8 protein-coding genes are annotated in these 13,798 nt (G+C 70.6%); 1 reads left to right on the top strand and 7 read right to left on the bottom strand.

The genetic code is table 11. The features are described from left to right. Positions 1-28: 28 nt before the first annotated feature. Positions 29-3,670, bottom strand: coding sequence for a LamG-like jellyroll fold domain-containing protein (locus tag IOD14_RS06590; RefSeq protein ID WP_212669859.1), 3,642 nt, complete (start codon positions 3,668-3,670; stop codon positions 29-31). A 32-nt stretch (positions 3,671-3,702) separates the two neighbouring features. Beyond that, complete coding sequence (locus IOD14_RS06585; protein WP_249125855.1) at positions 3,703-5,112, bottom strand: integrin alpha; 1,410 nt, start codon at positions 5,110-5,112, stop codon at positions 3,703-3,705. Positions 5,113-5,771: 659 nt separating this feature from the next. On the opposite strand from IOD14_RS06585, the gene IOD14_RS06580 reads away from it, so the two are divergent. Further along, on the top strand, positions 5,772-7,703 hold the full coding sequence (locus tag IOD14_RS06580; RefSeq protein ID WP_212669858.1) for a glycosyltransferase family 2 protein: 1,932 nt from the start codon (positions 5,772-5,774) through the stop codon (positions 7,701-7,703). A 45-nt stretch (positions 7,704-7,748) separates the two neighbouring features. Here IOD14_RS06580 and IOD14_RS06575 read toward each other — a convergent pair whose 3' ends face one another. The 5 genes from IOD14_RS06575 to sigE form a co-directional block, all read right to left on the bottom strand. Further along, the gene (locus IOD14_RS06575; RefSeq protein ID WP_123991482.1) at positions 7,749-8,414 is read right to left on the bottom strand and encodes a hypothetical protein; all 666 of its coding nucleotides are present in this window, start codon (positions 8,412-8,414) and stop codon (positions 7,749-7,751) included. Positions 8,415-8,686: 272 nt separating this feature from the next. Further along, a complete protein-coding gene (locus IOD14_RS06570) occupies positions 8,687-9,112 on the bottom strand; it encodes a sec-independent translocase (protein WP_212669857.1) in 426 nt (141 codons plus the stop codon). A 288-nt stretch (positions 9,113-9,400) separates the two neighbouring features. Continuing rightward, positions 9,401-11,440: a trypsin-like peptidase domain-containing protein gene (locus IOD14_RS44195; protein ID WP_249125854.1), complete on the bottom strand. Its 2,040-nt coding sequence runs from the start codon at positions 11,438-11,440 to the stop codon at positions 9,401-9,403. 558 nt (positions 11,441-11,998) lie between these two features. After that, positions 11,999-12,955: a zf-HC2 domain-containing protein gene (locus IOD14_RS06560; protein ID WP_212669855.1), complete on the bottom strand. Its 957-nt coding sequence runs from the start codon at positions 12,953-12,955 to the stop codon at positions 11,999-12,001. Next, entirely contained in the window at positions 12,952-13,650 is a 699-nt protein-coding gene (sigE, locus tag IOD14_RS06555) for an RNA polymerase sigma factor SigE (RefSeq protein WP_123991479.1), read from the bottom strand. Before sigE ends, IOD14_RS06560 begins: the two co-directional genes overlap by 4 nt. Positions 13,651-13,798 lie beyond the last annotated feature (148 nt).

The following is a 13,798-nucleotide window of genomic DNA, read 5'->3' as shown; positions in this document are numbered from 1 at the left end:
GAAGCCGCCCGCCCACACACGGGATTGGTTACGCCGCGTTCTCCTCGACGCTGGAGCCGCCGGGCAGTCCGGCCACCAGCGACACCAGCGAGGCGTCCAGCGGGCCCTGGTACATGCGCACCTCGTCCACGGCACCGGAGAAGTACTCGCTCGCCCTCGTCCCGGTCAGCGCACGGCCGACCTGGAGGTTCGTGGTGCTGAAGTCCCAGGAGTTGTCCCAGGAGACGTCCACCGCGGCGACGCCGTTGACGTAGAGGAGTACGTCGCCGAAGACCGCGTTGTAGACCAGCGCGAGGTGGTCGCCGTTGCCCGTGGAGCTCGGGACGTCACCCTTGTCGAGCTCCTTCGTGGTCACCGGAGCGGCAGTGTCGCCGTTGGTCACCACCAGCTGCCAACGCGTGTCGGCAACCGAGTACTTGACCTTGATGGCGGTGCCGTTGGCACCGGACAGCGAGAGCACCGTCTGGTCCGTCGCCGGACTCGCCGCGGCGAGCCGGGCGCGGGCGGTGAGGGTGAAGCTGTCCTGCGCGGTGAGCGGTCCGGCGGCCGCGCGGGTGGCGTACGCGGAAGTGCCGTCGAGGGCCAGGTGGCCGTCACCCACCAGCGGCTGGGCGGGCGGGTGGTCCGCGCAGTCGGGGTCTGCCTCGGGGTCGCAGGAGTCGTCCGGGATCGTGTAGATCGAGGCGCCTCCGCCGAGGCTCAGCCCGGTGCCGCCGCCGGTCTCCGGGGAGACGCCGTTGGCGACCGAGTCCAGCTGCCAGTACGCGAGTTGGTGCGGCTGGATACCGCCGAGCTCTTGGCCCTCGGCGGGCGGGACGACCCGGTCGTGGAGCTTGACGTCGGCGACGCTGCCCTTGAGGTAGTTGGTGTAGCCGTCGAGGTCGAGCTTGCGACCGATCTGCACGGCACCGGAGGAGGTCCAGACCGTGTGCCGTGCCTGGACGTCGTCGGCGACGAGGACGCCGTTGACGTACAGCATCATCTTGCCGAGTTCGGCGTCGTACACCCCGATCAAGTGCGTCCAGCTGCCCTTGACGGCTGCCGCGCCCGAGACCTTCCAAGAGCCGAGCGACTCCATGTCGCTGATCGGGATGCGGAAGGTCCAGGAGGCTGTGTCGACGTCGTAGCCCAGTTCGAAGCCGGGCTGGGCGGTGCCGTCCTGGCTGACGACGGTGACGTTCTCGGTGGGCAGCGCGGGCAGCATCACCCAGGCGCTCACGGAGAAGGTCTTGCCGGTGTCGACGGCGGACTTGCCCGCGTCCAGGTAGGCGTTCTCCGTACCGTCGAAGGTGGCCGCGGTGTCGGTGGAGCCGAGCGGGCCCTTGTCTCCGAAGGTCACTCCGGAACCGGCCGTCGCGTCGGGGGTGTCACCGCTGCCCGCGGCCTTGGTGGAGCCCTTGGCGTCACCGAGGGTCCAGGCGGCGACCGGCGCGCGGCCGTCACTGACCTGGAAGACGTGGACGGTCGGTGTCTTCTGCGCGTTGCCGGCGCCGTCCACCGAGGTCACGTGCAGGGTGTACGGTCCCTCGCTCGGGGGCATCCAGCGAATGGTCGCTGCCGCTCCGGCAGAGGGTGCCGTCACCGTCTTCTGGGCGCTGTCGGCGTTGGGGCCGGTGAAGTAGTAGCGGTACTGCGTCACGTCGTTGGCAGGCGAGTCCATGGTGAAGTTGCCGTAGTCGCCGACTCCCGCGTGCCAGGCGTCGTCGTCCGGGTACTCGGGCGAGGTGATCACCGCCGACCCGGGCTTGGTCGTGTCGTAGATGAACTCGCAGCGGGTCTGGTTTCCTTCCGTCGACCAGGCACCGTAAGACTCCTGGTCGTAACCGCGGACCGCCCAGGCGACGGTGACGTTCGGCGGAATGCTGAAGCCGGCCTCGCCGTCGCCCGTGATGTCCTCCCCGATGGTGTAGAAGAAGGTCGCCACACCGGTCTGGTCGCTCCAACTGGAGTCCACCGTGGTCTTCTTGGCGGTCGTCGCGTAGTGCGTGACGGTCGTGCTGCCGGAGGTCCACCAGACCTTGAACTGCGCTTGCAGCGTCTCGGAGTTGGCGCCGTTGTCACCGTGGTCGTAGTCCCTGATCACGGCGGAGACACGCGGGGCCTTGGTGACGTAGTGCTCGGTCGCGCTGCCGTACTCGCAGCTGCCGCCGGGCTTCATGTTGAGGTCGGACTGGACCGGCTCCAGCGGCGGGCGGTTGTACTTCACCGACAGAAAGGCGTTGCCGCAGAACCGCTTCCAGTACGAGGTGTCCGACTCGCTGCCGGCCTTCAGCCGGAACGTGGTCGTGTCCCAGCCCTTGTCGGCCGCGGTCTGCACGGTGCTCTTCGCGTCGAAGACGGCGTTCTGGTTGGTGGAGGTGCACGAACCGGCGTTGGCCGTTGGCGACTTGGTGTCGACGGTGGCCTTGGAGCCCGGCTGGTTGGCCCAGTTCGTCTTGGAACTGATCGCGCTGGCACCGGTGCTGTTCACCCGGGCCAGCTGCACCTCACGGGCGGACGAGCCGTAGGTGAAGACAAGGGTGACCGCGAACTCGGCACTGACGATGTCCTTGCCCTCGAAGAGCCCGGTGGGCAGGGCGAAGAACTGCCGCTTGACGTCGGTGGAGCTGGCGCAGCGGACCGAGACGTCGGAGGGGCAGCGGCCCACGCCCTCGTCGTCGTCGAACTTCCAGTACGAGTTCTGCGACCAGTACGAGGACACCATGGTCCAGCCGGTGCGGCTGGCGGTCTTGACGACCGGGTCGATGTAGACCGGGTAGACGGTGTCCTTGTCGCTGAGCAGGCTCTGGTCGGGGGTGAGAGTGACGGTGTCCTTCGAGACGTCGAGGCCGACGTCGGCGACCTGGGCGCCGTCGGGCGGGGTGACGGTCCCGGTGTCGGCGGACGCGGTCTCTTCGGTTCCGCTGTCCGTACCGTCCGTCGCCTCGCTGCCCTGCGCGGAATCCCACATCAGCGGCTGCGGTGCCTCGAAGACGGCTCCTCCGGCGCCGGGGTCGGTGGCGGTGAGGCCGCCGTCCGCGTCCTCGGTGAGGTCGAGGGAGTCGGTGTCGACGGGAAGTTCGAGCTCGGCCAGCTCCGGGTCGGCGGCCGCCTCGGCGTTCTTGACGACCAGGATGTGCGAGAAGCCCTCGGCACTGGCGGTGACCTTGAGGTCGACGCCGTCCAGGACGTCGGTGTAGGTAGCCGTCGAGCCGTCGATCTTCGGCTTGGGCAGCTTCGTCGGCCAGTCGAGGGAGAGCGCGTGGCCGTCCTTCTCGATCTGGGCGAAGGTCGTGTCACCGCCGCCGGAGAAGGACATCGCGGTGGTCGCGGCCTTCGGTGCGAGCGTGCCGTTCTTCTGCTTGACCAGCGTGGTGTCGATGTCCGTCCACTTGCCGTCCTTGCGGGTGCGGACGGGCTGGACGTACTGCTTGGTGGTGAAGGTTCCGTCGGGATTGGCGACGGTGGTGCTGCGTTCGTCGCGCAGACTCTGGATCTCGACGGCCTTGCGGGACTTCTTCGCCTTGGCCTGGGCGGCGGCCGGGGAGAGGGACGTGTGGGTGTCCACGGAGGTCCCCGTGTCGGCCGAGGTCTGCTCGGCGGCGGGGGCGGGCAGGACGCTCAGGCCGGGGGTCAGGAGGGCCGCGATGGTGGCGGCGGCGACGAAGGGGCGTCTCTTGCGGGTCTTCATGATGCCGGGTCTCGTTCTCCTCGGTTCCGCGTTCATCGCATCGTCCCGAAGGCCGCGCCCGCGTCGGGCAGTCCGCCCGCGCCTGGCTGGTAGGTAGTGGTGCCGGTGCTCGTGGTGCCGTCGACGTCTGTCCATGGCTGGACGTAGAGGACGCCCTTCGTGGTGCCCGACGCCTTGCTGTAGGGGACGCCCACGTAGAGGTTGGTGCTGCCGGCCGTGAGCGCCATGCCCGTGTAGTCCCGGGCCGTCGCTGTGCCGGGCAGGCCCGAACCGCGGGTGAGGAGCTTGTCGGCCGTGCCGATGGCCGGGTCGAGCGGCCGGAAGACGTGGACGGCACCCGCGTCCTTGACCGTCGCCGTGTCCTTGCCGGGTTCACCGACGGCCAGGCGGACGGTGGCCGCGCTGGTCACGACAGTGGAGTCGGTGTTGCTGATCGCCACACGCTGCCCCATGGCGTCACCGGCGACCGCGTCCCCCTCGACGTCCGGCGTGGTGGCGTCCATCGCCGTGACCTGGGTGAAGGCGCCGGACGGCTGGACGCGTACGACGGCGACACCACCGGCGTCCGCCACCGTGCCGACATCTTCGCCGGGTATCCCGATGGCGAGCAGAGCATCGGAGTTGTACGTCTGGTCGCCCGGCCGGTAGCCGGTCATGGAGATCGACGTGCCGAAACCGTCGCCTGCTTCCGGCGCGCCGGCAATCCCGGTGCTGTCCTGGTCGAGACCCGCGATGGGCGTGGGCATGCCATTCGAGAGAGTCTGGTTGAAGATCGCGACACCTCCCGCGAACTCCGCGTCACCCACAGCCTCTCCCGGGCTGCCGACCGCGAAGTACCGGTTGGTCGCCGCCAGCGAGTACCCGAAGCGGTCGTTGGCCTCGACCACACCGGGCACCCCTGGATCGTTCTCACTGAGGGCCTTGGTGGTGTTGCCCTGCACGTACTCGATGCAGCCGGCGTCGCTGTAGGTCTTGCCGCTCACGGTGACGTTCTCGCCCGGGACTCCGACGATCAGGTAGGGCGAACCGCTCGCCGCCGTACCCGCCTTCACGGCGAAACCGAACCAGTCGGAGGTCTCGGTCGAGGTCGTGGAGTCGAGCCCCGCCTGGGTGTACCCCTCGATCGTGGAGCCCGCCCCGATGCCGGTGGGTGTGCCGTGAATGATGTAGATCGCACCGGCATTGACGATATTGACGCCGTCCTTGACGACGTCCTCGTACGGCGTTCCCACCACCAGGTCGCTGCAACCGTCGCTGTCGGCGTCGTAGGCGGCGATGGAGACCCCGAAACCGTCGCCGGCCTCCGGTGAGGCGCCCATACCGGGGGTTGCCTGGGAAATCTCGGAAACCCCCTTGCCGCCGCCGTACACGACGCGCACGAGTCCTGCCCTCTTGGCCCCGTTCACCGTGGCGTCGGGGTCCGCGATCGCCGTGTCGGCCACACCGTCACCGTTGAAGTCGCTCGCAGTTCCGGCGGTACACGTAGCCGCCACCGCGTGTGAGGACGTCAGCGTCACGACCCCCGTAGCAGCCAGGAACATGCCGGCCAACGCGGCCAACCCCCCGGCCAGATGTGTACGCGTGCGCACACTCCACCCCTCGCTGTCGTCGGGCATGCCCCGATAAGGCCACCCTATGAATGACGTAAGAGGAGACTAAATACGAGGCAAATAAAGAACGTCAAGACTTTCCGGGCAACTGACTGCACACAGCATTTACACAGAGGGCGACCATCTTTGCCTTTTGTGGCGCAACGAGCGAGAAGCTGGCCCATGGCGTCGAATCGGGGCAAAATCAACCCTTCTTGCATCCCAAGGCCAGCCGGGAGCGCGGGACTTCATGGAACCTTCACATGACAGGCACTGGAAGGTCGTGATAGGTTCACTGGCGAAAAGCGCTTTCATGTATGCAAATAAAGGCTGCAGCTTCGAGTGCGGCATATTCGCCTCGACACCAAGTCGATCACCCATACCTATTCGCTGCGAAAGAGTGGCCTGATTTCCCGGCCCGGCATTTCGGCAACGCTGCCCGCGTTCCGCGTCGACTCCCCCACTCACCACCCGATCCAGCCGGGCCCGGTCAGCCAGGTAAGGTCCGTGGAATGCCGAGAGTCAAAGTCAGCGTCGTCGTCCCCGTCTACAACACCGGGAAGTACGTCGACGAGTGCGCGCCGTCGCTGCTCGGGCAGAGTCTGCCCGCCGACGAGTACGAGGTCATCTACGTCGACGACGGCTCGACGGACGACACACTGACCCGGCTCGAGAAGATCGCCGCCGCGCACCCGAACGTCCAGGTGCACACGCAGCCCAACTCCGGCTGGCCGGGCGCCCCCCGCAACCTCGGCATGCGGCACGCCAAGGGCGAGTACATCCAGTTCGTCGACCACGACGACATGCTCGGGCCCGAGGCCCTGGAGCGGTTGTACGAGCAGGCCAAGAGCAATGACGCCGACGTGGTGCTCGGCAAGATGTCCAGCACGATGGTGCGGCCCCGACGGCTGTTCCGGCACACGGTGGACGCCTGCACGATCGAGAACGACGAGCTCATGCAGAGCATGTCCCCGCACAAGATGTTCCGGCGCGCCTTCGTCGAGGAGCACGATCTCCGGTTCCCCGAGGGTCCCTGGATCCTGGAGGACCTGGCCTTCGTCAGCGCCGCCTATCTGAAGGCCGAGCGGATCTCGGTCCTCGCCGACTACCCCTGCTACTACTGGATGAAGCGGGACGACGGCGGCAACAACACCCAGCACCGTTTCAACCCGCGCCACGGCTTCTGGGACAACTGCCGCACCATCGTCGGCCGGATCAAGGACGGCACGACCCCCTCCGAGGACGTCGACGCCCTCCAGAACCGCCTCCTGCACCGCCTCTACCACGTCGAGGTGCTCTCCCGGACCCGCGAACCCGAGATCCTCCGCGAGGAACCGGCTGAACAGCGGGAGCGCTTCGAGGCGGCCCGGAAGCTGGCGATCGAGGAGTTCCCGGCCGCCGTACGCGAAGGTCTTCCCACCGTGTCGCGGCTCCGCGCCGAGCTCCTCGAACGCGGGGACTTCGACGGGGCCGTCGCCCTCGCCGAGCGCGTCCGTGAGGTCAAGGCGCGCAGCACGGTCGGCGGACTGGAGTGGCGGGACGGCCGGCTGGTCGCCGACGTCACGCTGGACCTGTTGCGCGGGGACGGTGAGCCGCTGGTGCTCGTCGAGCGGGACGGGAAGCGGTGGCTGGACCCGGAGTTGGTGGCCGGGGTGCCGGGGGCCGAGGACGGCTGGGAGGTCCGCGATCCGTTCCGGCTGGCGTACGCCGAACTGGTCGTCAAGGACCGCGACCGCGAGGACTGGTGGTACCCGGACGGTGATCTGGAGGTGCGGCTCGAGCCCTCCGGCGAGGGGCGCTCACGGCTCGTCGCGTCCGGGCGACTGAGCCTGGACCCCGAACGGCTCGCGGGCGGGCGGCCGTTGGAGCGCGGAGTGCACGACGTGTGGGCGTACGTCCAGCTGCTGGGCGTCGACCGGATGGTCCGTCTGACCGGCGACGGCACCCCGGGCACCCCGGCCGCGGGCCCGGCGCTGACCGGCGGGCGGCTCTCACTGCCGTACTGGACGGGCAGCGGCCAGCTCGCCCTCGACGTGGACCAGCGCCAGCGCAGGCTCGGTTCCGACACGGCCGGTGCGGCGGCGGCGAACACCGCGCGCGGCGAGCGGTCGCTCCCGCTCCCGTACGTGGCGTCCACGGCCTCCAGCGGCCCGGCCCGCCTCAAGGTCACCGTGTCCGCCCTGACGGTGGACGCCGAGCTGCTCCCCGGCGAGGGCGGGACCACGGCCGCGCTCCGGCTTCCGGCCCGTCTCAAGCTCCCGGCCGGCCGCCACCCGGTCACGCTGCCGAAGACGGACGCCCCGCTCGCCCACGCCGTCGTCCGCGACGGAGCCCTGCTGCGCCTGGAGGGCCCGGCCCACGAGGCCGGTACCGGACGCCGCTTCCTCGACGCGGTCGCCGACAACCGCCAGGTCCGGCGGGTACGGCGACGACTGGGCCGCTAGCAGAGTCGAGGGGCACCGCACGGGCTCGCGGTGCCCCTTTGCCGGCTAGGCGTACGCCGAGATGTCCTTGATCATCGCGAAGCCGAGCCCGTACGCGCTCATGCCTCTCCCGTACGCCCCCACGTGCACGCCCTCCTGTGTGGAGCCCGCGAGCACCCAGCCGAACTCCGACTCCCGGTAGTGGAAGGGCGTGGGCACGCCGTCCACCGGGAGGGACAGGGTGGACCAGTCGGATCCTTCGAGGTCGTCCGCCAGGACCCAGGCCGTCTCGGTCTGCTGGTCCAGCCAGTCGTCGCGCAGGGAGTGGTCCATCTGGCCGGGCCAGGTGAACGACAGCAGCCCCACCCCGGCCAGCCAGGCGGCGGAGGAGACCGACGTGGCCTCCAGCAGCCCGGTGCCGTCCGCGCTCCTGCGGGACGGGTTCGCGGCGACGGTCACCACGACCGCGAACTTCTCCTTCGGCTCCCCCGTGGAGCCCGCCTCGTTCTTCACCGAGGGCTCGTCGCCGTGTCCGATGGACCCGTGCTCGACGGCCCCGTCGGCCGAGGTGCCGACCTGCATCAGCCAGCGCGGCCCCGTGAAGGCCTCGTCAAGGCCGTACCAGGGGAAGGGCGCCTGAAGGTAGCCGTCGACCGTGCGCCGGGCGGAGGGAACCTGCTGGCCACCCTCCGCGGCCGGCGCCTGCGCGACTGCCCCACTCGTCGTCTCCATGTGCCGGACGCCTCCTACTAGCTCTCGTCGGACCGGACCGGCCCGCCCCCCTTCGGGCGGCGTCGCTGGTTCGCGTACGGCCCGCACAACAACTCGGCAGCATAGCCACACCGCTCCGAGCTGCCGGGAAACCGCCCGGCGCGCGGGGCGCAACGGGGGGTGGGTTCAGGCCGTACGAGGACAGAGCGCGGTATGAATCGCGTCACGTACGACGGGAAAAGGCGCCCGCGAGCCGAACTGCTCGGCGGACGCCTTCGGGTGGGGCGTACGGCTCAGGTGGCGTCCGCGTCGAAGGGCGGGCGGTCGTCCTTGCCGGACTCCTCGGGCTTCTTGGTCATGTCGATCCGGCCACCGGAGGAGGGGGACGGCGAGGTGTCCGTGCTGTGCACGGCGTCGGTGACCTCGGCCATCTCCTTCTTCAGGTCGAAGCCGTTGCGGATCTCCTTGAGCCCCAGTTCGTCGTTGTCCAGCTGCTTGCGGATGAACGTCTTGGGGTTGAGGTCCTCGAACTCGAAGTCCTTGAACTCCGGGCCGAGCTCCGAGCGGATGTCCTGCTTGGCGCTCTCCGAGAACTCGCGGATCTTGCGCACGGTCCGCATGACGTCCTGGATGACCTTCGGGAGCTTGTCCGGACCGAAGACGAGCACGGCGAGGACAACGAGCGTGATCAGCTCGAGCGGTCCTATGTCATTGAACACCTGAAGCTCCTTGCGATGTCCTCGGTCCTCGGCCCTCGGTGGTCAGTGCGGTCTTCCGTGGTCCGGGCCGGGTCCACGGTACCTGGGGTTCCCGTACGACCGGAACTGTCCCGAGGGCTCCGAGTGGGGGCGGGTGGGCGGTTTTCCGGGTTGTTTGCCTTGTGGAGCGGGGTCCGGGGGCGTCTCTATGAGGTTTCTGTCGATCGGGGCCGTGCCGGTCGCCCGCTGATTCCCTGCCGTTCTCTGTCGGCGCTCTGTCGGTGCTCTTTCGCTTCTCTTGGCCGTCTCTCAACCGCCGTCCGAGGATCCGAGGACCAGCGAGACCGTCCTCTCCCGACCGTCGCGCTTCAGGGTGAGCTCCAGGCGGTCGCCGGGTCGGTGGGCGCGGGTCTTCACGATGAGCTCGTCGCCCGAGTGGACACGGCGTCCGTCGACCTCGGTGATGACATCGCCCGCCCTGAGTCCGGCCCTGTCGCCCGGGCCGCCCTCGGTCACGGCGGGGCCGCCGTCGGCGCTCTTCGTCCCGACGCGGGCACCGTCGCCGGTGTAGTCCATGTCGAGGGTGACGCCGATGACGGGGTGGGTCGCCCTGCCGGTGTTGATCAGTTCTTCCGCGACCCGCTTGGCCTGGTTGACGGGGATGGCGAAACCGAGGCCTATCGAGCCGGCCTGGCCGCTCTCGGAGCCCGAGCCGTCGTCGGCCGAACGGATGGCGGAGTTGATGCCGATGACCCGGGCCCGGGAGTCGAGGAGCGGGCCACCGGAGTTGCCGGGGTTGATGGGGGCGTCGGTCTGCAGGGCGTCGACGTACGACACGTCGCTGCCGTCCCCGCTGCCGCCTCCGGCGGTGATGGGCCGTTCCTTCGCGCTGATGATGCCCGAGGTGACGGTGCCCTCCAGGTCGAAGGGGGCGCCGATGGCGACGACGGGGTCGCCGACCTGGACGTTGTCGGAGTTGCCGAGGGGCATGGGCCGCAGCCCTCCGACACCGCTCACCTTCACGACGGCGAGGTCGTACCCGCTGTCGCGGCCCACGACGGTGGCCTTGGCGGTGTCCCCGCTGTGGAAGGTCACCGATATCTCGCCGTCGGCGCCGGCCGGCTCCACGACGTGGTTGTTGGTGAGGATGTGCCCGCGATCGTCCAGCACGAAGCCGGTCCCGGTCCCGGACTCCGCGGCCCCGCTCACGTGCAGGGTGACGACGCCGGGCAGGGCCCGGGCGGCGATCCCGGCGACGCTGTCGGGAGCGCGCTCGTTGGACTCCCTCCCGGCCTGTGGCAGCTTCACGACGTCGCCTCCGACGCCGTTCCGCTCCAGATACGCCCCCAGGACGCCACCGACCCCGCCTGCGACCAGCGCGAGCACCAGGGCCCCGACGAAAAGCCCCCGCCGGACCCGCCCACGACGCCTGCCCTCGGCACCGACGGCTGCGCCGGTCTGCTGGAGGGGGGTGGGGGCCCAAGGGTCGTAGTTCTGCCAGGGGGTCGGGGTCGGGGGCGTGTGCGGGGCGGGTGGTGCGTCGGAGGGCGAGCCCACAGTGGGGGCGGGGGTGCCGGGTGTCCCTGTGGGTGAGAGCTGATCCGGAGACGGGGGTGGAGCGGGTGAAGGGGGTGGGGGTGGAGTGGGCGTGTCGGGGGGTGCGGGTGAGGCGGAGGTGCCGTGCGGGGCGGGCGTCTGGCCGATCACCGTGTCCTGGGACCCGTCCGACACCGGCGGCACCGCTGGCTTGGGCGGGTCGTAGGCGGGCGGCGTGGAGTTGGGCGGGCCTGGAGGCGGGGGTGGTGTCGGCGGACTCTGTGCGGGGGTGGTCGCCGGGTCCTGTGCGGAAGGGATCATCAGGCCCTGCGCGGAGGCGGTCGCCGGGCCCTGCGCGGAAGGGACCATCGGACCCTGCGCGGAGGCGGTCGCCTGGCCCTGCACGGAGGCCGTCGCCGGACCCTGCGCGGAAGGGATCGCCGGACCCTGCACGGAATGCGCCGCCGGGCTCTGCTCTGCTGGGGTCGCCAGACCCTGCGCGGAGCCCGTCGCCTGGCCCTGCGCGGAAGGGACCGCCGAACCCTGAGCGCGAGCCGTCACCGGACCCTGCACGGAAGGGGTCACCGGGCCCTGCGCGGAGGCGGTCGCCGGACCCTGCGCAGAAGCGTTCGCCGGGTGCTGGACCGGTGGGGCCGGGGCCCAGGGGCCCGGTACGCCGTACGGTGGGGTGCTGCTGGAGCCGGGGTCGTGCGCGGGGTCGGTACGGTCCGCGGCAGCCGGTTCAGGCCGCGCCGACACGAAGTCCCCGCTCGGAGCCGCAAGGCTGTAGTCCCCGCCCGGTCCCGACGCCATGTGCCCGCCCGTGAGCCCGTCGTCGCCAGCGGAGCACGCCTCGCCGCGTGGAGCCCCGAGCTCGAAGTCACCCCCGGCTCCCGACTCACCCGCCTCCGTACCGGTCACCCCAGTCACCGGAGGCTTGAGCTCGAAGTCCCCGTCCCCCGCCCCCGAAGCGGCCGTCTCTGTACCGGAAGCCCCGTCCCCAGTGGCCGGATCCGGTGCCGGTCTCGGCGCCGACGCATCCTCCTCGACCCGCCGCGCCCCTGCCTCGACATCACCCGGCGGCCGCAGCTCGAAGTCGCCTTCGGGCCCGGGCGCGCCCAGGCCGGTGACCGGGACAACCTCCCCGGCCCTCGGCCGCGTATCCCCCTCGGAAGACGCCGTGCCGGGCGCCGGTGTGTCCCTCTCCCCCGGCCCCGCACCCTCTCGCGGCCGAGGTCGGCTCCACCATTTCGCCTTCGTGGGCTTCCCCTCGTCCATGCTCTCCCCACAGCGGACCGGCCGCGGTGCGCGGCACGTCGACCTGTCTGTGGATTCAACCAGGTTCGGGCGCCGCGGAGCAGGGCGCGCCGGTCAGCGGGCGGCGGTGGGCGGGGGCGCCGACGTGGTGTGGGGGACGGGTGCGGCGAGGAAGCCGGAGGTGGTGAGGTCCGGCGTCGCGGACAGGGAGGTCAGGGTGAGCGGCGGGGTCGCACTGAGCGGACGTATGAGAGGGGACATCGCGGCGGCACCGGCGACCACGGGCGCCGTGAGGGTGTGCAGGGCCGCCTCCCGCACCTGGGCGGGGACACCCGGCAGCAGCGGCGCGGACGCCTCGGTCGGGGCGACCGGGGTGTCTCCGAGCATCCGCTGGCCCTGTTCCTGCGCGAGCAGCGGGCCCACGCCACGACGGCGCTGGTTCTCCGGCACCGCGGCTCCTGTGCCCGGCGCGCGCGCCGGGGTCACGTTGCTGCCGGCCCCGCGGGCCTCGGTGTCGCCCGGTGACCCCGTGGTGACGCCGGCCAGCGCGATCGCGGCCAGCGACACCGCTCCGGCGGCGACGAAGGCGAAGCGCATGCCGCGCGAGGCCGAGCGGTCGGTCTCGTGACGGCTGACGTCATGGATGCGGAAGCCCCGGCCGGCGGCGGGCGGGAGCATCGGGGCGTGCGGGCGGGCGGGGACGTAGTCGAACTCGAAGCGCTCGCCACGTCTCACGCCGAAGGCTCCGGCGCCGGGCCGTCCCGACAGTCCTCCGAGTCCTCCCCCGCCGAACGGCGAGCTGTCGCCGTCCTCCGGATCACCTCCGGGCAGCCCCTGGAGGCGGGCCAGGAAGCTCTCGGAGGGCGGGGGCGGGGCGGCCTCCGCGAAGACGTTCTTCAGGCGGCGCTGTGCGTCCGCCTCCGCCTTGCACTTCGGGCAGGTGGCAAGATGCGCGAGGACGCGCTCCCGCGTGGCATGACCGAGCTCGCCGTCCACCAGGGCGGCGAGTCGGTCTCCCAGATGCTGGTCCGCGAGGCTTCCCTCGCCGGGTTTGGGCAGTGATCCACTCACGCGGACGCGCCCCCTCCTCCCAGCGCGGGCACCCTGGCCATGAAGGAGCGGCGCTGGGCGCGGGCCTCGGGTGAGCGGTGGGCGAGGGCCTTGCGCAGCTGGGACCGGCCGCGGTGGATCCGCGAGCGGACGGTGCCGAGCTTGACGCCCAGGGTCGCGGCGATCTCCTCGTACGACAGTCCTTCGATGTCGCACAGGACGACCGCGGCGCGGAACTCCGGCGCGAGGGTGTCGAGGGCCTGCTGGACGTCCGCGTCGAAGTGGGCGTCGTTGAAGACCTGCTGGGGCGAGGGCTCGCGGCTGGGCAGTCGCTCGGCCGCGTCCTCGCCGAGGGCGTCGAAGCGGATGCGCTGCTTGCGGCGGACCATGTCCAGGAAGAGGTTGGTGGTGATGCGGTGCAGCCAGCCCTCGAAGGTCCCCGGTGTGTACGTGGACAGCGAGCGGAAGACCCGGACGAAGACCTCCTGGGTGAGGTCCTCGGCGTCGTGCTGGTTGCCGGTGAGGCGGTACGCGAGGCGGTAGACGCGGCCGCTGTGCGTGCTGACGATCTCCTCCCAGGTGGGCGGAGTCCACGCCTGCCCGTCCGCGTCGGTGGCAAAGGTCGCGGTCTGGGCGTAGTCGCCGGCGTGGCTGTGGTCAGCGTTGTCGTTCACGGATTTCGGCCTGCCCGCCGATCCGAGGAAGCGCCGCAGCACTCCCCCACGATCTCCAGGCGCGGCCGCACCTCCCCTGTCGGCTCTGGCTGTCTCCAGTGGAGCCCCTACCATAGCCACCTCGCCCGTTAGCTCCGGATAAGCGGTTTTACGAGAATTTGATCTGGGCTGATACCACTCGGTCCCCTGC

The sequence above is a fragment of the Streptomyces sp. A2-16 genome (genome assembly GCF_018128905.1).
GTDB lineage: Bacteria > Actinomycetota > Actinomycetes > Streptomycetales > Streptomycetaceae > Streptomyces.
The sequence above is the reverse complement of the archived record's forward strand: the minus strand, read 5'-3'. Positions and strand labels throughout refer to the sequence as shown.